Source organism: Phycicoccus sp. Soil803 (assembly GCF_001429685.1).
Lineage (GTDB): Bacteria > Actinomycetota > Actinomycetes > Actinomycetales > Dermatophilaceae > Pedococcus.
This window is the reverse complement of sequence record NZ_LMST01000001.1, coordinates 1181139-1199603: the sequence shown is the minus strand read 5'-3', so window position 1 is coordinate 1199603 and position 18465 is coordinate 1181139. Positions and strand designations below refer to the sequence as shown.

The 18465-nt window shown below is 71.2% G+C and carries 17 protein-coding genes; 5 read left to right on the top strand and 12 right to left on the bottom strand.

Going from position 1 to position 18465, the window contains the following annotated elements; all coding sequences use genetic code 11:
* Positions 1 to 4: 4 nt before the first annotated feature.
* On the bottom strand, positions 5 to 1000 hold the full coding sequence (locus ASG95_RS05595; protein ID WP_057376836.1) for a stage II sporulation protein M: 996 nt from the start codon (positions 998 to 1000) through the stop codon (positions 5 to 7).
* A 22-nt stretch (positions 1001 to 1022) separates the two neighbouring features.
* Here ASG95_RS05595 and ASG95_RS05590 point away from each other — a divergent pair, with 22 nt between their 5' ends.
* Complete coding sequence (locus ASG95_RS05590) at positions 1023 to 1847, top strand: RDD family protein (RefSeq protein WP_082592356.1); 825 nt, start codon at positions 1023 to 1025, stop codon at positions 1845 to 1847.
* A 12-nt stretch (positions 1848 to 1859) separates the two neighbouring features.
* Here the strand turns inward: ASG95_RS05590 and ASG95_RS05585 are convergent, their stop codons facing one another.
* Together ASG95_RS05585 and ASG95_RS05580 are read right to left on the bottom strand one after the other, a co-directional pair.
* Positions 1860 to 3038, bottom strand: a complete 1179-nt coding sequence (locus ASG95_RS05585) for an adenosine deaminase (RefSeq protein WP_369820358.1) — start codon at positions 3036 to 3038, stop codon at positions 1860 to 1862.
* Positions 3035 to 3400 (bottom strand): cupin domain-containing protein, encoded by a 366-nt coding sequence (locus tag ASG95_RS05580; RefSeq protein WP_057376835.1) that lies wholly within the window; start codon positions 3398 to 3400, stop codon positions 3035 to 3037. Before ASG95_RS05580 ends, ASG95_RS05585 begins: the two co-directional genes overlap by 4 nt.
* Before the next feature lie 101 nt (positions 3401 to 3501).
* Between ASG95_RS05580 and ASG95_RS05575 the strand changes: the two genes are divergently transcribed.
* Together ASG95_RS05575 and ASG95_RS05570 are read left to right on the top strand one after the other, a co-directional pair.
* Positions 3502 to 4101, top strand: a complete 600-nt coding sequence (locus ASG95_RS05575; RefSeq protein ID WP_057376834.1) for a TetR/AcrR family transcriptional regulator — start codon at positions 3502 to 3504, stop codon at positions 4099 to 4101.
* Positions 4102 to 4176: 75 nt separating this feature from the next.
* Complete coding sequence (locus tag ASG95_RS05570) at positions 4177 to 5139, top strand: alpha/beta hydrolase (RefSeq protein WP_057376833.1); 963 nt, start codon at positions 4177 to 4179, stop codon at positions 5137 to 5139.
* On the opposite strand, the gene ASG95_RS05565 is transcribed toward ASG95_RS05570, so the two are convergent.
* The 9 genes from ASG95_RS05565 to ASG95_RS05525 form a co-directional block, all read right to left on the bottom strand.
* On the bottom strand, positions 5120 to 6409 hold the full coding sequence (locus ASG95_RS05565; protein WP_057376832.1) for a thymidine phosphorylase: 1290 nt from the start codon (positions 6407 to 6409) through the stop codon (positions 5120 to 5122). The genes ASG95_RS05570 and ASG95_RS05565 overlap by 20 nt on opposite strands.
* A gap of 168 nt (positions 6410 to 6577) precedes the next feature.
* Entirely contained in the window at positions 6578 to 7015 is a 438-nt protein-coding gene (locus ASG95_RS05560; RefSeq protein ID WP_255358348.1) for a cytidine deaminase, read from the bottom strand.
* Between the two features lie 39 nt (positions 7016 to 7054).
* Positions 7055 to 8320, bottom strand: coding sequence for an ABC transporter permease (locus ASG95_RS05555; RefSeq protein WP_057376831.1), 1266 nt, complete (start codon positions 8318 to 8320; stop codon positions 7055 to 7057).
* On the bottom strand, positions 8317 to 9435 hold the full coding sequence (locus tag ASG95_RS05550; RefSeq protein ID WP_200961879.1) for an ABC transporter permease: 1119 nt from the start codon (positions 9433 to 9435) through the stop codon (positions 8317 to 8319). The genes ASG95_RS05555 and ASG95_RS05550 overlap by 4 nt, the downstream gene beginning before the upstream one ends.
* Complete coding sequence (locus ASG95_RS05545) at positions 9432 to 10898, bottom strand: ABC transporter ATP-binding protein (protein ID WP_235543426.1); 1467 nt, start codon at positions 10896 to 10898, stop codon at positions 9432 to 9434. The genes ASG95_RS05550 and ASG95_RS05545 overlap by 4 nt, the downstream gene beginning before the upstream one ends.
* A 269-nt stretch (positions 10899 to 11167) precedes the next feature.
* Positions 11168 to 12211: a BMP family protein gene (locus ASG95_RS05540; RefSeq protein ID WP_157581749.1), complete on the bottom strand. Its 1044-nt coding sequence runs from the start codon at positions 12209 to 12211 to the stop codon at positions 11168 to 11170.
* Positions 12212 to 12358: 147 nt separating this feature from the next.
* Positions 12359 to 13570: an amidohydrolase gene (locus ASG95_RS05535; protein WP_057376829.1), complete on the bottom strand. Its 1212-nt coding sequence runs from the start codon at positions 13568 to 13570 to the stop codon at positions 12359 to 12361.
* A 44-nt stretch (positions 13571 to 13614) separates the two neighbouring features.
* The gene (locus ASG95_RS05530; RefSeq protein WP_235543424.1) at positions 13615 to 15282 is read right to left on the bottom strand and encodes a methylmalonyl-CoA mutase; all 1668 of its coding nucleotides are present in this window, start codon (positions 15280 to 15282) and stop codon (positions 13615 to 13617) included.
* A gap of 123 nt (positions 15283 to 15405) precedes the next feature.
* The gene (locus ASG95_RS05525) at positions 15406 to 15888 is read right to left on the bottom strand and encodes a GbsR/MarR family transcriptional regulator (protein ID WP_057376828.1); all 483 of its coding nucleotides are present in this window, start codon (positions 15886 to 15888) and stop codon (positions 15406 to 15408) included.
* Positions 15889 to 15941: 53 nt separating this feature from the next.
* Here ASG95_RS05525 and ASG95_RS05520 point away from each other — a divergent pair, with 53 nt between their 5' ends.
* Together ASG95_RS05520 and ASG95_RS05515 are read left to right on the top strand one after the other, a co-directional pair.
* Positions 15942 to 16868 (top strand): ABC transporter ATP-binding protein, encoded by a 927-nt coding sequence (locus tag ASG95_RS05520; RefSeq protein ID WP_057376827.1) that lies wholly within the window; start codon positions 15942 to 15944, stop codon positions 16866 to 16868.
* Entirely contained in the window at positions 16865 to 18454 is a 1590-nt protein-coding gene (locus ASG95_RS05515; RefSeq protein WP_057376826.1) for an ABC transporter permease, read from the top strand. The genes ASG95_RS05520 and ASG95_RS05515 overlap by 4 nt, the downstream gene beginning before the upstream one ends.
* Positions 18455 to 18465: the final 11 nt, after the last annotated feature.

Sequence of the window (18465 nt, the reverse complement as noted above, 5' to 3'; positions counted from 1 at the left end):
TGACTCAGGCGGCGACGATCTCGAGGTCCCCGACGTCGCGGGCGTCGAGGTCGCCGGTCACGCCCGCGGCGTGGGCGCGGCGGCCGACCACGAAGACGTAGGCCAGGAAGGTCGACTCGGCCACCACGCCGATCCCGATCCGCGCCCAGGTGGGCAGGTCGGACGGCGTGACGAAACCCTCGATCGTGCCGCTGACCAGCAGCACGGCCACCAGCCCCAGCGCGATGGCGACCGCGGTGCGACCCTCCGCGGCGAAGGCCTGCAAGCGCGTCCGGGGGCCGGGCTCGACCCACGACCAGAACAGCCGGAGGCCCACCGCGGCGGCGACGAACACGGCGGTGAGCTCGAGCAGCCCGTGCGGCAGGATCAGCCCGAAGAACAGGCTGGTGCGGTCGTTGGCCATCATCAGCGCGGCGATGACCCCGACGCTCTGCACGTTGCTGAACAGCACGTAGAGCACCGGCAGGCCCAGCACGCCGAGCGCGATGCACTGGGCCGCGACCCAGGCGTTGTTGACCCACACCAGGGTGGCGAACTCGTGGTGCGGGAACTCGCTGTAGTAGTGCTCGAAGTCGGTGCCGACGTAGGCGTTGATCTCGGCCGGGGTGAGCTGGCTGGTGTAGACCTCCGGGTGCCGGAGCGTCCAGGCCGCCACGAGCGCGATCGCCAGCACGCTGGACAGCGTCGTCGTCACCCACCACCACCTGGTGCGGTAGAGCGCAGCCGGGAAGGTGCGGGTGAAGAAGCCGAGCAGGTCGGACCAGGTGGTGGTCTTGGTGGCCACCATGGTGACCCGCGCCCGGGTCAGCAGCATCGACAGGTACGAGACCACCGAGGGGTCGGGAGTGGCTGACCGGACCACCGACAGGTCGGTGGAGACCCGCTGGTAGAGGTCGAGCAGCTCGTCGCCCTCAGCGCCGGTCAGGCGACGTCGACTGGCCAGCTCCTCCAGGCGCCCCCAGTACCGGCTGCGTGCGGCGACATACGCATCCAGGTCCACGCCGCCACTCTATGCTTCGGCCATGAGCACGGGGGCCGGTTACCGCAGCTACGCGGGCGACGACATGGTGACCGGCGAGGGGGTCGCCGTCGAGCTGCCGATCGCCGGCGTGCCCTCGCGGGCGGCCTCCGGGGTCATCGACCTGCTCGTCGCCGCGGTGGTCCTGGTGCTGGGCGCGATCCTCGTCGGCATCGTCTTCGGCGGCACCTCGTCGGCGGTGGCCCGCACGGTGTCGATCCTGCTGGTGGTCGGGGTCACCGTCGCCCTCCCCGCCGTCGTGGAGACGCTCACCCGCGGGCGCACCCTGGGCAAGCTCGCCCTCGGCCTGCGCGTGGTGCGCGACGACGGCGGACCCATCACCGCGCGACACGCCCTCACCCGCGCCCTGGTGGGGTGGCCCGAGATCTACCTGCTCCTGGGCTCCGGTGCCCTGGTGGCGGCCCTGGTCAGCCCGCGGGCCAAGCGGCTCGGCGACATGGCGGCCGGCACCTACGTGGTGTCGCAACGGGCGTCATTGCGGCTGCTCCCGCCGCCGGTCATGCCGCCGCCCCTGGCCCAGTGGGCCGCCGGCGCCGACCTCGCCGCCCTCCCGCCCGGCCTGGCGATCGCCGTCCGGCAGTTCCTGGGGCGGGCGCAGGGCCTGAACCCGGCCTCTCGCCACGAGCTCGGCCAGGCCCTGCTGCGCTCGGTGCTGCCGCACGTCTCCCCCCCGCCGCCGGTGGGCTTCCACGCCGAGCACGTGCTCGCTGCCGTCATCGCCGACCGTCGTCGCAGGGACGCCGAGCGGCTGGCCCGCGACGACCAGCGGCTCGCCCGGCTGCTGCCCCCGGACCAGTTCGCCCCCTGACGCCGACGCGCCTCAGTCCTGCTGGACCGGCTCCATCAGGGCTGCGTAGCCGGGCTTGACGATGCCCTCGATGATGGCGAGGCGCTCGTCGAACGGGATGAACGCCGACTTCATGGCGTTGATCGTCACCCAGCGCAGGTCCTCGACCGTCCACCCGGCGTCCTGGACGAGCAGGCCCATCTCCCGCGACATCGAGGTGCCGCTCATGAGCCGGTTGTCGGTGTTGACCGTGACCCGGAAGCGCAGTCGCTTGAGCAGCGAGATCGGGTGCAGCGCAACGGATTCCGCGGCCCCCGTCTGCACGTTGCTGCTGGGGCACATCTCGAGCGGGATGCGGGTGTCCCGCACGTATGCCGCGAGGCGGCCCAGGTGCACGTCGTCCAGGTCGGCGGCAACCGAGGCCGCGACGTCGTCGCCGAAGGCCTTGTCACCGACGGTGAGGTCGTCGACGATCCGGACACCGTGCCCGAGCCGGTCGGCGCCGCACCACTGGATCGCCTCCCAGATGCTCGGCAGGCCGAACGCCTCACCCGCGTGGATGGTGAAGTGGGCGTTCTCGCGACGGAGGTACTCGAACGCGTCGAGGTGCCGGGTGGGAGGGAACCCCGCCTCCGCCCCGGCGATGTCGAACCCCGCTACACCCTGGTCGCGGTAGCGGACCGCGAGCTCGGCGATCTCGGTGCTCTTGGCGGCGTGCCGCATGGCGGTCAGGAGCGCGGTCACCCGGATGGGGGTGCCCGCCTTGGCGGCCAGCTCCTCGCCCTCACGGAACCCGGCGTTGACGGCCTCGACGACGTCCTCGAGCACCAGCCCCTCGGAGATGTGCTGCTCCGGGGCATAACGGCTCTCCGCGTAGACGACGCCGTCAGCCGCGAGGTCGAGCACGCACTCGCGAGCGACCCGGCGCAGGCCCTCGGTGGTCTGCATGACCGCGAGGGTGTGGTCGAAGGTCTCGAGGTAGCGCACCAGCGACCCGGAGTCCGCGCTGTCCCGGAACCACGCGCCGAGGCTGTCGGCGTCGGAGGCCGGCAACCCGGCATACCCGACCTGGTCGGCGATCTCGATGATCGTCTGGGGGCGCAGCCCACCGTCGAGGTGGTCGTGCAGCAGCGCCTTGGGGGCGCGCAGGACCTGGTCCTCGAGGCCCGCGGTGTCGTCGTCGTCCTTGGACCCCTTGCGACCGAAGATCACGCGCCCTCCTCCTCGTCCCGGTTGACGGTCTCGGGGCTGAACGCCGGCAGGCACACGGCGACGTACTCGGCGCTCTCGGACCCGGTGGAGTAGCGGATCCGCTCGCCGGCGCGGGTCACGATGCTCTGGCCGGCCTCGACGCGGAGCTGACCGCCGTCGTGGTCGACCAGCACGGTGCCCGAGATCACCAGGGTGATCTCGTCGAAGTCCGGCGCCTGGAACGGCTCGGTCCAGTCGGCCGGCGCCTTCATGTGGGCCACCGAGACAGCCTCGCTGCCGGTGTTCACCCGGCCGACGTGCTCGTCGATGATCTTGCCGCCGGGGACGGGGATGGTCGTGGGGGTCGCGATGAGCTCAGGCACCAGGCCAGCCTAGTGCCGCCTCTCCACCCGGGCCGGACGCCCGCGAGGCCAGCCTCGGAAAGGCGGTTGACCAATGCGAACGGTCGTGCTTTTATTGGCTGGTGAGCAAAGGCGACGAGACCCGCGACTCGGTGCTTCGCGTGGCGCTGGCGCAGTCGAGCCGGGTGGGCCTGCGCGGCATCACCATCGGCGGCCTGGCCGAGGCCATGGAGATGTCCAAGAGCGGTCTCTTCGCGCACTTCGGGTCGAAGGAGGGGCTGCAGACCGCTGTGATGGACTACGCGGCCGACGCCTTCACCCAGCTCGTCATCCGGCCAGCCCTCAAGGAGCCCCGGGGCGAGCCCCGCCTGCGCACGCTGTTCGACCGGTGGCTCGGCTGGGGCGGCTACGCCGACTACGCCCTGCCCGGCGGATGCATCTTCATCTCGGTGGCCAGCGAGTACGACGACGAGCCCGAGGGCCCGGTCCGCACCAAGGTCGTGCAGATCGAGCGGGACCTGCTCGACACCATCGAGACGATCGTCCGCGGTGGCGTGACCGAGGGTCAGTTCCGCGAGTCGACCGACGCGGCAGCCTTCGCCCACGACCTGCTCGCCATCATGCTCGGGTACGCCTTCTCGGCGCGCCTGCTCCACGACCCGGCCGCCCCGGCTCGGGCCCAGGACGCCTTCGACCGCCTGCTCGACCACATCCGCAGCTGAGCACCCGCCCACAGAATCCCGGAAACGCAGAGAGGTCCAGACATGTCCGTTCAAAAAAGCACGATCGATCGTTTCGTGACGCTCCCCCAACCCGCCACCGTCTTCACTCCTGAGGTCACCCAGCCGACGGTCGACGCAGCGGTTCCGGCCACGGGTCTCCCGGGCTCGCCCGCCCTGCGGACGGTGTTCGCCCAGCTCGAGCGACGGTCCCCCGCGCTCGGCGGGCTGCTGGCCGAGCGCCTCTGGTTCCGGCTGCCGGCGAGCCCGGCCGCAGCGGTGCGCGCGGCCCGGACCCCGGCCGGCGGTGAGCCGTTCGCCGTGCAGTGGGCCCACGGCACCGTGCGCGGACGGGTCTACGGCGACTGGGGCAACCCCACGGCATACCTCGTGCACGGGTGGGGCGGCTGGTGGCAGCAGCTCGGCGCCCACGTCCAGCCGCTGGTCGACCGCGGCCTGTGCGTGGTCGCGTTCGACGCGCCGAGCCACGGCGACTCCGGACCCGGGGTGCACGGGGGTCGCTCGACGACGTTCCTGGAGATGGCCGAGGGACTGGCCGCGGTCGTCGCCGAGTTCGGCCGCCCCACGCTCGTCGTGGCGCACTCTGCCGGAAGCCTTGCCGCGGTGCACGCGCTCGGGCTGGGCGTGCAGCCCGACTCGCTCGTGCTCGTCGCGCCACCGGACGGCGTCGAGGCGATGCTGCCCGTCTTCTCGGCGGCGCTGGGGGTCGGACCACGGTCCCAGCAGGTGATGGTGCGTCGCGCCGAGCGGCGGGTGGGCACGCCGGTGGCCGAGCTCGACCTGCTCACCATGGCGGCCCGTCTCCCGTCCCTGCCCCACCTGCTCGTCGTCCACGACCGCAGCGACCAGGAGGCGCCGTTCGCCGCGGGCGTGCGGATCACCGATGCGTGGCACGACGCCCGGCTGATGGCGACCGAGGGTCGCGGTCACCGCCGGGTGCTGTGGAGTCCCGAGGTCGTCGAACGGGTGGCAGCCTTCGCGGCCGCGGCCGCCGACCGCGTCAGGCGATCTTCTCGATGACCAACGGCAGCAGGTCGGGTCGCGAGCCCTCGGGGGCGATCGTGAAGGCGCCCTCCAGTGACTCCATGGCTCGGTCGAACCGGTCCGGGGTGTCGGTGTGCAGGGTCAGCAGCTTCTCGCCGGCCCGGACGGTGGCTCCCGGCTTGTAGTGCATCTCCACGCCGGCCCCGGCCTGCACCGGGTCCTCCTTGCGGGCCCGGCCGGCACCCAGCCGCCACGCGGCGACCCCGACCTTGAGGGCGTCGAGCTGGGTGAGGACCCCGTCGGCGGGGGCCAGGATGTCCTGGCTCTCCCTGGCCACCGGCAGGGTCGCGTCCGGGTCTCCGCCCTGGGCGCGGATCATCGCCTTCCACGCGTCCATGGCGCGACCGTCCTTGAGGGCGTCGGCCGGGTCGACGTCCTCACGACCCGCGCACGCGAGCATCTCGCGGGCCAGTGCCAGGGTCAGCTCGACGACGTCCTCGGGTCCGCCACCGGCCAGCACCTCGACCGACTCGCGCACCTCGAGGGCGTTGCCTGCGGTCAGGCCGAGCGGCACCTGCATGTTGGTCAGCATCGCCACGGTCTTCACGCCGGCGTCGGTGCCGAGGTCGACCATCGTGCGGGCCAGCTCGCGGGCGTCGTCGACGTTCTTCATGAACGCGCCGCTGCCGACCTTGACGTCGAGCACCAGTGCGCCGGTCCCCTCCGCGATCTTCTTGCTCATGATCGACGACGCGATCAACGGGATCGCCTCGACGGTGCCGGTCACGTCACGCAGGGCGTAGAGCTTCTTGTCCGCCGGGGCCAGGCCGTCACCCGCGGCACAGATGACCGCACCGACGTCCTCGAGCTGCTGCATCATCGCCTCGTTGCTCATCGCCGCCCGCCAGCCCGGGATCGACTCGAGCTTGTCGAGGGTGCCACCGGTGTGGCCGAGGCCGCGCCCTGACAGCTGCGGCACCGCGACGCCGCACGCCGCGACGAGGGGCGCCAGCGGCAGGGTGATCTTGTCGCCCACGCCGCCGGTCGAGTGCTTGTCGGCCGTCGGGCGGGACAGCCCGGAGAAGTCCATCCGCTCACCGCTGGCGATCATCGCGCCGGTCCAGCGGGAGATCTCGCGGCGGTTCATGCCGTTCAGCAGGATGGCCATCGCGAGGCTCGACATCTGCTCGTCGGCCACGGCACCGCGCGTGTAGGCGTCGATGACCCAGTCGATCTGCGCATCGGACAGCTCGCCCTTGCCCCGCTTGGCGATGATGACGTCGACGGCATCGAAGGCTTCACTCATGGGGCCATCGTGTCAGACCGGCGACGGCCCCGACCATCCACGCGGGGCGTCCCACGTCCGCCCCGGACCGGACGCGGCCAACTGGCCGAGTTCCGACGTCACGAGGCGCAAAAGAGCACACAGAACCGGGCGATTGGCCGAGTTTCTCGGGGAGGGCGGCGCGCGGGGTCAGGCGGGGTGGCGCGCCGCGGTCAGGTTGTCGGGGCCGAACGCCTGCGGCAGCACCTCACGCATCGGCAGCACGCCCTCGGGGGTGAGCAGCAGGCACTCGGGGCCGCCGTTCTCCCAGAGCAGCTGGCGACAGCGCCCGCACGGCATCAGCGGCTGCCCGTCACCACCCACGCACGAGACCGCGACGAGCGTGCCGCCACCGGTCGCGTGCAGCTCGGAGACCATGCCGCACTCGGCACACAGCCCGACGCCGTAGGCGGCGTTCTCGACGTTGCACCCCACGACGACCCGACCGTCGTCGACGATCCCGGCGACCCCGACGGGGAAGTTCGAGTACGGCGCGTAGGCCTTGCCCATGATCTCGATCGCCTTGGCGCGCAAGGCGTCCCAGTCCACGTCCTCCGGAGCAGGAGGTGCGGTATGCCGCGCGGCCAGCTCCGCGGCATACCCCTCGTTCCCTGGGTCAGAGCACACCTAGTGCCCCTCGCCCTTGCGGTAGATCTGGCCGTCGGCTGCCGGCATCCGCAGTCGCTGGGAGGCGAAGGCGAGGACCAGCAACGTGGTGACGTAGGGGGTGGTGCCGGTGAGCTCGGCGGGCACGGCGTCAACGGCGAAGTACCACCAGCCGACGAGGACGCCGACGACGATCGCGAGACCGCCCTGGACGACCCGCTGGTTGCGGACGATCTGCCAGACGCCGATGACCACGAGCAGGACCGCGAACAGCAGCAGGAACGCGTGCACCGTGGCACCACCACGGAGCTGGACGGCGTCGGTGTAGCCGAACAGCGCGGCGCCGGTGAGCAGGCCGCCGGGGCGCCAGTTGCCGAAGATCATGGCGGCGAGGCCGATGTAGCCACGGCCACCGGTCTGGCCGTCGCGGTAGATGTTGGCGGCGACGAGGGCGAGGAACCCGCCACCGAGGCCGGCCAGGCCACCGGACACGACCACGGCGAGGAACTTGTAGCGCAGCACGTTGACGCCGAGCGACTCCGCCGCGACCGGGGACTCACCCACGGACCGCAGCCGCAGCCCGAACGCGGAGCGCCACAGCACCCACCAGGTCGCGACGAAGAGCAGCACCGCGATGATCGTGAGGATCGAGACGTCGGTGCACAGGGCCCGCAGGACCGCGGCGACGTCGCTGATGAAGAACCAGTCCTTCTTCTCGATCGTGCCGAGCCCGTCGGACACCCCGGGGATCGTGAAGTCCGGCAGCGAGTCGATCGGGGGCGACTGGGTCGGTCCACCACCGGGCAGCCCGTTGAAGAACCGGGCGGCGAGGTACTTGGCGACGCCGAGGCCGATGATGTTGATCGCGACACCCGACACGATGTGGTCGACCCCGAAGTTGACGGTGGCGACGGCGTGGATCAGCCCGCCGAGCATCCCCATGACGATCGCGCCGAGGGCGCCCGCCCACGGGCCCATGTGGTAGCCGAAGAACCCGGCTCCCCAGGTGCCGAGGATCATCATGCCCTCGAGCCCGATGTTGACCACACCGGCGCGCTCCGACCAGAGACCACCGAGACCGGCGAGGCCGATCGGCACGGCGAGGCCGATGGCGGCCGCGAGGGCACCGGACGAGGCGATGTCGTCGGCGCCGGTCACCAGGCGCAGCACCGAGATCACGGCGATCGCGCCGATGGCCACGATGGACCACTCGCGCAGGCCGAACCGGCGACGCTTCGGGCGGTCGGCGACGGCCTGGGTGCCGACCTCGAGTCCGGTGGCGCTCATGCCGGGGCTCCTTCCGTGGCGGGGGCGGCTTGCCGCTGTGCCGCCAGCTCGCGCGCGACCCTGGTCTGCTCGATCCGCTTGTCGGCCCGGCGGATCAGCTCGTAGGCGATGACGACCGCGAAGAGGATGACGCCCTGGATGATGTTGACGAGCTCCTGGGCCACGTCGGCCTGGATCTGCAGCGCGTTGGACTGGACGTCGAGGAACGCCCACAGCAGTGCGGCGAAGCCGATGCCGACCGCGTTGTTGCGCCCCAGCAGGGCGATCGCGATGCCGGCGAAGCCGAGTCCCGACTGGAACGTCGTGCCGTAGTTGTGGTCCTGTCCGAACAGCAGCGGCATGCCCACGAGCCCCGCGAGCGCGCCGGACGCGATCATCGCGGTCATCACCATGCGGGGCACGTTGACGCCGCTCGCGACGGCGGCGCTCTCGGACCGGCCGGTGGCGCGCAGGTCGAAGCCGAACCGGGTCTTGCTGAGCACGAACCAGTAGAGGAAGCCGACGAGGACCGCGAGGATCAGCAGCGTGTAGACCCGGTTGGTCGCCCCGGGGATCAGCTTGAACCCCTCCAGCTGGGAGGACTCGGGGATCGTCTTGGTCTCGATGCTGTTGGAGCCCTCCCCGCGGCTGGACACCTTGAGCAGGAGCCAGCTCACCACGCCGGTGGCGATGGCGTTCAGCATGATCGTCGAGATCACCTCGGAGACACCGCGCTTCACCTTGAGGTATGCCGCGATGCTGGCCCACAGCCCACCGGCCACCATCGCGACGAGGATGGCGACGAGGATGTTGAGCCATCCGGGGAGCCAGGCCTGGCCGGCGAAGATGGCCGCGGCGAACGCCGCCACGCGGTACTGCCCGTCGACCCCGATGTTGAAGAGGTTCATCCGGAAGCCCACCGCGACCGCGATGGCCGAGAGGTAGAAGACCGACGCGGCGTTGATGATGTTGACGGTCTGGCGGGGCTTGGGCACCGCGAGGATGGTCTTCCAGACGTCGCCCACCGGGTCGCCCACGGCGACGAGGACCAGTGAGGTCACGACGAATGCGACGACGAGCGCCAGCACGGGGGCGGCCAGGCTCATCAGGATGCGACGCACGTTGAGCGACTTCACCGCGACTCCTCCTTCTCGCCGGCGCCCGTCATGGCGGCACCGAGGTCCTCTGCCGTGACGTCGTCGGGGTCGAAGTCACCCGAGAGCTTGCCTCGCAGGATGACGCGGATCGTGTCGGACAAGCCGATCAGCTCCTCGAGGTCTGCGGAGATCAGGAGCACGGCCAGGCCTTCGCGGCGGGCCGCCCTGATGTGGTCCCAGATGCTCGACTGGGCACCGACGTCGACCCCCCGGGTGGGGTGGGCGGCGATGAGCACCTTGGGCTTGTGGCTCATCTCGCGGCCGATGATGAGCTTCTGCTGGTTGCCGCCGGAGAGCGAGCCGGCGGTGACGAAGATCGAGGGGGTGCGGACGTCGTAGTCCTTGACGATCCGCTCGGTGTCGGCCTTCGCGGCGGCCGCGTCGATGAGCTGGCCCTTCACGTTGGGCGACTCGGTCTGGTGGCCCAGCATCCGGTTCTCCCACAGCGGGGCCTCGAGGAGCAGCGCGTGGCGGTGCCGGTCCTCGGGGATGTAGCCGACCCCGGCCTCACGGATCTCGCGCACGTGCCAGTCGGAGATGTCGGTGTCGCCGAGGAACACCTCGCCGGCGCTCGGCTCGCGCATCCCCATGATCACCTCGACGAGCTCGGCCTGCCCGTTGCCCTCGACCCCCGCGATCCCGAGCACCTCGCCGGCGTGGATCGTCAGCGAGATGTCGTCGAGGACCGGGCGGCCGGTGCCACCACCGAGGGTGATGCCCTCGAGCCGGAGCAGCACCCGGTCGGTGACCGTGGACTCCTCGGTCGTGGGTGACGGGAGCTCGGAGCCGACCATCAGCTCGGCGAGCTGACGGGCGTTGACCGCCTTGGGGTCGACCGTGTCGATGGTGGTGCCGCGGCGGATCACCGTGATCGAGTCCGCGACCTTGAGCACCTCGTCGAGCTTGTGGGAGATGAACAGGACGGTGAGGCCCTCGTCCTTCAGCTCGGCCAGCTGGTCGAACAGCTCGTCGACCTCCTGGGGCACGAGGACGGCGGTCGGCTCGTCGAGGATGAGGGTCCGCGCCCCGCGGAACAGCACCTTGAGGATCTCGATCCGCTGGCGGGCACCCACGCCGAGGTCGGCGACGAGCGCGTCGGGGTCGACGTCGAGCTTGTAGGCGTTGGAGATCCGCTTGATCTCGCGGCGCGCGCCGTCACCGATGCCGTGCAGCTTCTCGGCGCCGAGGACGACGTTCTCGAGGACGGTGAGGTTGTCGGCCAGCATGAAGTGCTGGAAGACCATGCCGATCCCCGCCGCGATGGCGTCCGACGGCGAGTGGAGGTTGACGACCTGCCCGTTGACCTTGATGGTGCCCTCGTCCGGGCGCTGCACGCCGTAGAGGATCTTCATCAGGGTGGACTTGCCGGCGCCGTTCTCCCCGACGATCGCGTGGACCGTGCCACGTCGCACCGAGAAGGTGATGTCCTTGTTGGCGACCACACCCGGGAACCGCTTGGTGATCCCCTCCAGCTCGACGGCCGGGGCACCACCTTCCGAGGTCGAGGTCGGGGTCAGCGCTGGGGAGGCGGTGATGGCTCACACTCCTGGTCCGGGCCCGCGGCAGCGCGGGCGGGTGGCGCAAACTGGGGCGCATCCGACAGCGGTGGCCGCCGGGTGCGGTGGGCGATCAGACAAGCACACGGCCCGGGTCTGACGCTACCGCGCCGCCCGGGCCGTGTGTTGCCCACTTGCCCTACAAGGGGGGTCGATCAGGGGGTGACAGGCACCTTGATCTCGCCGGAGACGATCTTGGCCTTGTAGTCGTCGAGCTTGGACTTGATGTCGTCGATCTGACCACCGGTCGTGGAGTAGTCCACACCGCCGGCCTTCAGGTCGTAGATGTTGTTGCCCGTGAGCTCCTTGCCCTCGGACGCCGACTTGATGAAGTCGTACACCGCGACGTCGACCTTCTTGATCATCGAGGTCATGATCACCGAGCGCACCGCCTCGGGGGCCGTGAGGGCCTGGTCCGAGTCGACACCGATCGCGAGCTTGCCGGCCGCCTTGGCCGCCGTGAAGACGCCACCACCCGAGCCGCCAGCGGCGTGGTAGACCACGTCGGCGCCCTTCTGGTACATGCCGTCAGCCGCGGTCTTGCCCTTGGCCGGGTCACCGAAGCCGCTGAAGTCCGGCGGCTGGGTGAGGTACTGCGAGTCGATCTTGATGGCCGGGTTGACGGCCTTCGCACCGGCGATGTAGCCAGCCTCGAACTTCTTGATGAGCGGGACGTTGACGCCACCGACGAAGCCGATGTGGCCCGTCTTGGACTTCAGGGCAGCCGCCGCACCGACGAGGAAGGAGCCCTCGTTCTCGGCGAAGGTGATCTGGTCGACGTTCGCGCCCTTGGAGTCGTCCGACGCGTCGTCGACGATGGCGAAGTGGACCTCGGGGTTGTCCTTGGCGGCCTTGCCGACCGACTTGGCGTAGGCGAACCCGACCGCGACGACGTGGGTGTAGCCGGCGTCGATGAGCTGCTGGAGGCGCTCCTCACGGGCTGCTTCGTTCTCGCCGTTGACCGCGGCGGCTTCCTTGGTGTCCACGCCGAGCTCGGACTTGGCCTTGTCCAGACCCGCCGCAGCGGAGTCGTTGAAGGACTGGTCACCACGACCACCGACGTCGTAGGCCATGCCGACCTTGACGTCGCTCTTCTTGGTCGTGCTCGAGCTGGAACTGCTGGACCCCGAGCCGTTGCCCGAGTCACCACATGCGGCGAGGGTCAGTGCTGCCACCGACATCACCGCTGCAACCTTCATCGTGTGACGCAAGGCTGTCTCCTGTTCTTTGGTATGCACGAGGCGCTCTGGTGCGCCACTAGGCCGTGAGGATAGCCCGACGAATCGACAGGTTGGTCAGCCTTGACGGTCTTGGGGCACAAACCGTTACCGATCCGCGACTGTCCCTCATGCAGGTGCAGGAGCACCCGCGCGGGTCTTGACCACACCAGCCACGACCGCCCCGGCGAGCAGCCTCGCCCCCTGGACGACCGAGCTGTCGTCGACCACGAGGTCGCCCTGGTGCAGGTCGTAGGTGGGGCCACCGGGCGTGCGGGTGCCGAGCCGCGCCATCGCTCCCGGCACCTGGCGCAGGTACCACGCGAAGTCCTCGCCGCCGAGGGACTGGGGCGTGCCGACGGCCACCAGCCCGGCACCCTCGGCCGCCGCCCGGAAGACCTCGATCGCCTCGGGGTCGTTGACCACGGGCGGCACTCCCTGGACGTGCTCGAGGACTGCCGTCACGGCATACGGGGCGACGACGTGCTCGACCGCCTCGGCGAGGAGGGGTCCGATCGTGGTCCAGGCCTTCGCGTCGAGCATCCGCAGGGTGCCGGCGATGGCACCGCTCGACGGGATGACGTTGGCCGCCTGGCCGGCGTGCACCTCGCCCCAGACCAGCGCGAACGCGGTGCGCGGGTCGAGCCGTCGGGAGAGCACGGCGGGGAGCTCGGTCACCACCTTGGCCAGGGCGAAGGTGAGGTCTTCGGTCAGGTGGGGGCGCGAGGTGTGGCCCCCGCGACCGCTCAGGTGGACGCTGACCCGGTCGGCGGCCGCGGTGATGGCGCCCTCACGCAGGCCCACGGTGCCGACGTCGAGGGTCGGGTCGCAGTGCACGGCGAAGATGGCGTCCACCCCGTCGAGCGCTCCCTCGGCGATGAGGTCGACCGCGCCGCCGGGGATGACCTCCTCGGCGGGCTGGAAGAGCAGTCGCACGCCGATGCCGCGCTCGCGCAGGGCCTCCTCGTGCTGCTTGAGGGCGAGTCCCGCGCCCAGCATGGCGGCCACGTGGACGTCGTGTCCGCAGGCGTGGCAGATCCCTTCGGTGGTCGAGGCCCACGGCAGTCCCGTGCGCTCCCCCACCGGCAGGGCGTCGAGGTCGGCGCGCAGGGCCACCCGGTAGGCCGGCTGCTCGGCTCCGAGGTCGGCGACCAGGCCGCTGACGGGCAGGGTGCGGTGGGTGATCCCGGCCGCGGCGAGTCGGCGAGCGACCGCTGCCGTCGTGCGGGCCTCACCCCGGGACAGCTCGGGGTGGGCGTGCACGTCGTGCTGGAGGTCGAGAAGCTCCGGGGCGAGCGCGTCGATGCTGGCGCACAGCGCCATCAGGAGGTTGTCGGTCATGTCAGCGCGCACTCTACTCGCGCGACGCCGACGCCCCGGCCAGGTCAGAAGGTCTCGCGCGGGACGTAGAGGCCCCAGACGTCGCGCAGCGCGTGGCTGACCTCGCCGCCGGTGGCCCGCAGCCGCAGCGCCTCGCGCATCGGGTAGAGCAGGTTGTCGGTGCCCCTCGCCGCCTCGCGGACCGCCTCGAGGGCCGCCTCGACGGCGGCGTTGTCGCGCTCGGCCCGCAGCGCGGCGAGGCGCTCGCGCTGGTCGTGCTCGATCTGGGGGTCGACGCGCAGGGGCTCGTAGGGCTCCTCCTCGTCGAGGGCGAACCGGTTGAGGCCGACGACGGTGCGCTCCTTGCTGTCGATCTCGAGGGCGATGCGGTAGGCCGAGCGCTCGATCTCGGACTTCTGGAAGCCCTGCTCGATCGCGGCGACCGCTCCCCCGCGGTCCTCGACGGCCTGGATGAGGTCGAGCGCGGCGGCCTCGACGTCGTCGGTCATCGACTCGACGACGTAGGAGCCGGCGAACGGGTCGACGGTCTTGGTCACGTCGGTCTCGTAGGCGATCACCTGCTGGGTGCGCAGGGCGAGGCGGGCGGCTTTCTGCGTCGGCAGGGCGATCGCCTCGTCGAACGAGTTGGTGTGCAGCGACTGGGTGCCGCCGAGCACCGCGCCGAGGCCCTGGAGCGCCACCCGGACCAGGTTGACCTCGGGCTGCTGGGCGGTCAGCTGGACCCCGGCGGTCTGGGTGTGGAACCGCAGCATCTGGCTCTTGGGGTTCTTCGCCCCGAACTCGTCACGCATGACCCGCGCCCAGATCCGCCGGGCGGCACGGAACTTCGCGACCTCCTCCAGCAGGGTCGTCCGCGCCACGAAGAAGAACGAGAGACGCGGCGCGAAGTCGTCGACGTCGAGACCGGCCGCCTGCGCCGCGCGCACGTACTCCTTGGCGTTGGCGAGCGTGAAGGCGATCTCCTGCGCGGGCGTCGCCCCGGCTTCGGCCATGTGGTAGCCGCTGATGGAGATGGTGTTCCAGCGCGGCAGCTCCTTGTGGCAGTAGGCGAAGATGTCGCTGATCAGCCGCAGCGACTCCTTCGGCGGGTAGATGTAGGTGCCGCGGGCGATGTACTCCTTGAGCACGTCGTTCTGGATCGTCCCGGCCAGCCGGGACGCGTCCGCGCCGTTCTCCTCGGCGACCAGCTGGTACATCAGCAGCAGGGTCGCGGCGGGGGCGTTGATGGTCATCGACGTCGACAGGTCACCGAGCGGCAGGCCGCCGAACAGCGTCCGCATGTCGTCGATCGAGTCGATCGCGACCCCGACCTTGCCGACCTCGCCGTGCGCGATCGCCTCGTCGGAGTCGTAGCCCATCTGGGTCGGCAGGTCGAAGGCCACCGAGAGCCCGCCGGTGCCGTTGGCGACGAGCTCGTGGTAGCGCTCGTTCGACTCCTTGGCGGTGCCGAACCCGGCGTACTGCCGCATCGTCCACGGGCGCCCCGTGTACATGTTCGGGTAGACGCCCCGCGTGTAGGGGAACTGCCCGGGGTGACCGAGCTGGGAGTCCGCGTCGAAGCCCTCGAGGTCGCCCGCGGCATACACGGCCTTGATCGGGAGGTCGGACTCGGAGCGTGCTTCGGGGACGTCGGCGGCCATGCCGCCCACGATAGTGAGCCGGTATGCCGTGTGGTCGCCGCTCGTGGCCCACCTCACCGTGGCCTCGGTCACCCCCGGCCACCCCGCCCCGCTCGTCCCAGCTTTATCGGGTCAAGGAGGAAGGTTGACCCTCACCCCACTTCGGAAGTCGAGTGAAGGTCAACGTTCTTGCCAGACCCGATAAAGGTGTGGCGCTCAGTAGCCGAGGTCGGCCCGGCGCTTGTCCCACCGCTCGGAGAGCTGGTGCATCTCCTCGGTCACGAACTCGAGGAACGCCACGCTCAGCGCCAGCCGGTCCCCGGCCGTCGTGCCCCGACCGCCGACCTGGTCGACGCCTTCGCTGAGCGACTGGGTGAGGGGCGCGTAGATGTTGGCCGAGTTCATCATCATGTCGTGCCAGGCGTCGTCGGCGACGACGTAGACGTCGCGCCGGGTCCCCTGCTCGCGCTCCCGGTGGATCATCCGCATCTGCTGCAGCGAGCGCACGGCACCGGACACGGACGCCGGGCTGACCGCGAGCACCTCCCCGATCTCGGCCGCCGTCATCCGCCCGTCGTCGTCGGCCAGCAACGCGGCGAACACGCGCGCGGGCAGCCGCTGCATCCCGGCCGCGGTGAGCGCGGACCCGAAGCGCTCGACGAAGCGCGAGGGGTCGGCGGCGGCAGGAGTGGGCGTCATGAGGAAAGTTTAGATCATTCAGAGTTTTCTGAAAACAGTGTATGGTTGGAGTCATGGCTCCTGTCATCGAGGCCATCGGCCTCACCAAGAAGTTCGGCACCACGACCGCCCTCGACGGTCTCGACCTGACCGTCCACGAGGGCGAGGTCCACGGCTTCCTCGGGCCCAACGGCGCCGGGAAGTCCACCACCATCCGCGTGCTCCTCGGGCTGCTGCGCTCCGACGGCGGCACGGTGACCCTGCTCGGCCGGGATCCGTGGACGGACGCCACCGAGCTGCACCGCCAGCTCGCCTACGTGCCCGGCGACGTCGTGCTCTGGCCGAACCTCACCGGCGGCGAGGTCATCGACCTGCTCGGCCGGCTGCGCGGCGGCATCGACGAGGGCCGTCGCATGGAGCTGCTCGAGGCCTTCGAGCTCGACCCCACGAAGAAGGGTCGCTCCTACTCCAAGGGCAACCGGCAGAAGGTCGCCCTCGTCGCGGCGTTCGCCTCCGACGTGCCGCTGCTCGTCCTCGACGAGCCCACCTCCGGCCTCGACCCGTTGATGGAGAAGGTGTTCCAGGAGCACCTGGCCCGGGTCCGCGCCGAAGGCCGCACCGTCCTGCTCTCGAGCCACATCCTGTCCGAGGTGGAGACCGCCGCCGACCGGGTGAGCATCGTGCGCGCCGGCCGGATCGTCGACTCCGGCACGCTCACCGACCTGCGCCACCTCACCCGCACGAGCATCTCCGCGTCCCTCGCGCGGCCGCTCGCAGGGTCGGAGGCGGGCGGCTGGCCCGGGGTCGACTCCGCGCGGGAGGACTGCGACCGGATCGTGCTGTCCGTCGAGACCAGCGCGGTCGGCGACGTGCTCCAGCGCCTGGGCGCGCACGGCATCGAGGCACTGACCTGCCAGCCGCCGACCCTGGAGGAGCTGTTCCTCTCGCAGTACCGCGACACCCTCACCGACCCCGCCCCGCGGGAGGAGGTCCCGGCATGACGTCGCTCGCCGGGACCGGCACCCTCCTGCGACTGGCCTGGCGGCGCGACCGGTGGATCGTCGTCGCCAGCGTGCTGGCGCTCGTGGCCACGGCCTACGGCTCGATGGCCGCCACCCTCGACCTCTACCCGAGCGACGCCGCGGCAGCGAGTGGCGCGTCCGCGATGGTCGACAACCCGTCGCTGACCGCGCTCTACGGACCGCTCCCGTCAGCGACGGTGGCCGGGATCGGCGTGCTCAAGACCGTGATGATGGGCAGCCTGGCCACCGCGTTCCTCGCCTTCGCGCTGGTCCGCCGGCACACCCGCAGCGAGGAGGAGGACGGCCGCCTCGAGCTCCTCGCCGCCGGGGTGGTCGGGCGACGCGCGCCCCTTGCCGCAGCCGTCGCGCTCGCGAGCCTGACCGTCCTCGGCACCGGCCTGCTGTCGGCGCTGAGCCTGCTCGCCACCGGCGTCGACGCGGTGGGGTCGTTCGCGCTCGGCGCGGTCGAGGTCGTGGCCGGCCTGGTCATGACCGCTGTCACCGCGGTCGCCGTCCAGCTGACCTCGACCACGCGGGGCGCCGGCGGCATCGCGATCGGGGTGCTGGGGCTGGCCTTCGTCATCCGGGCCACCGCCGACACCGCCACCGGCGCAGGCCAGGACCTTGCGTGGCTGTCGTTCCTGGGCTGGGCCGAGAAGGTCAGCCCCTATGGCGCCAACCGGCTGTGGCTCGTGGTCCCGGCCGTGGTCGCCACCGCCCTGCTGCTCGCCGTCGCCGACGCCCTGCTGCACCGCCGCGACCTGGGCTCCGGCCTGTGGGCCGCCCGCCCGGGACCTGCGCGGGGTGCCGCCCGGCTGGGGACGCCCTTCGGGCTCGCCTGGCGGCTGCAGCGCGGCTCGCTGCTCGGGTGGACCATCGGGTATGCCGTGCTCGGCCTGGTCATCGGCAACATCGCCTCGTCGGTGGACCAGATCGCCGACAGCCCCGACGTCGAGGAGATGCTCCGAAAGATGAGTGGCGGACAGGGCTCCCTCCTCGACGCCTTCTTCGGCACCGAGCTGCGCTTCCTCGCGGTGGGGGCCGCGGCCTACGGCATCGCGACCGCGCTGCGGCTGCGGTCGGAGGAGAACGCCGGGCGCGGCGAGATCGTCCTGGCCACCCCGGTCAGCCGCTGGCGCTGGCTCGCCAGCCACCTCGTGATCGCGGGCGCCGGGTCCGTGTGGCTGCTCGCCGTGGTGGGCGTCGCCGCAGGTGTCGCGGCAGGATCGGTGAGTACGACGGGCGTCGCCGAGCTGCTGCCTGCGGCGCTCGCCACGGCACCTGCCGTGCTGGTCTGCGTCGGCCTCACGCTGCTGCTGTTCGGCCTGGTCCCGCGGCTCTCGACTGCTGCGTGGGCGGTGCTGGCGGTGTTCGTGGTGCTGGGCGAGTTCGGCGCGCTGCTGTCACTGCCGGGCTGGGCCCTCGGGCTGTCGCCGTTCGACCACCTCGGGAGCCTGCCCGGCGGTGACCCGAACGCAGCCGGGCTCGTGGGGCTGCTGGTCGTGGCCGCGCTGGTGGCCGCCGTCGGTGCCACCGCGTTCCGGCGCCGCGACCTCGCCACCTGAGCAGGCGCGGA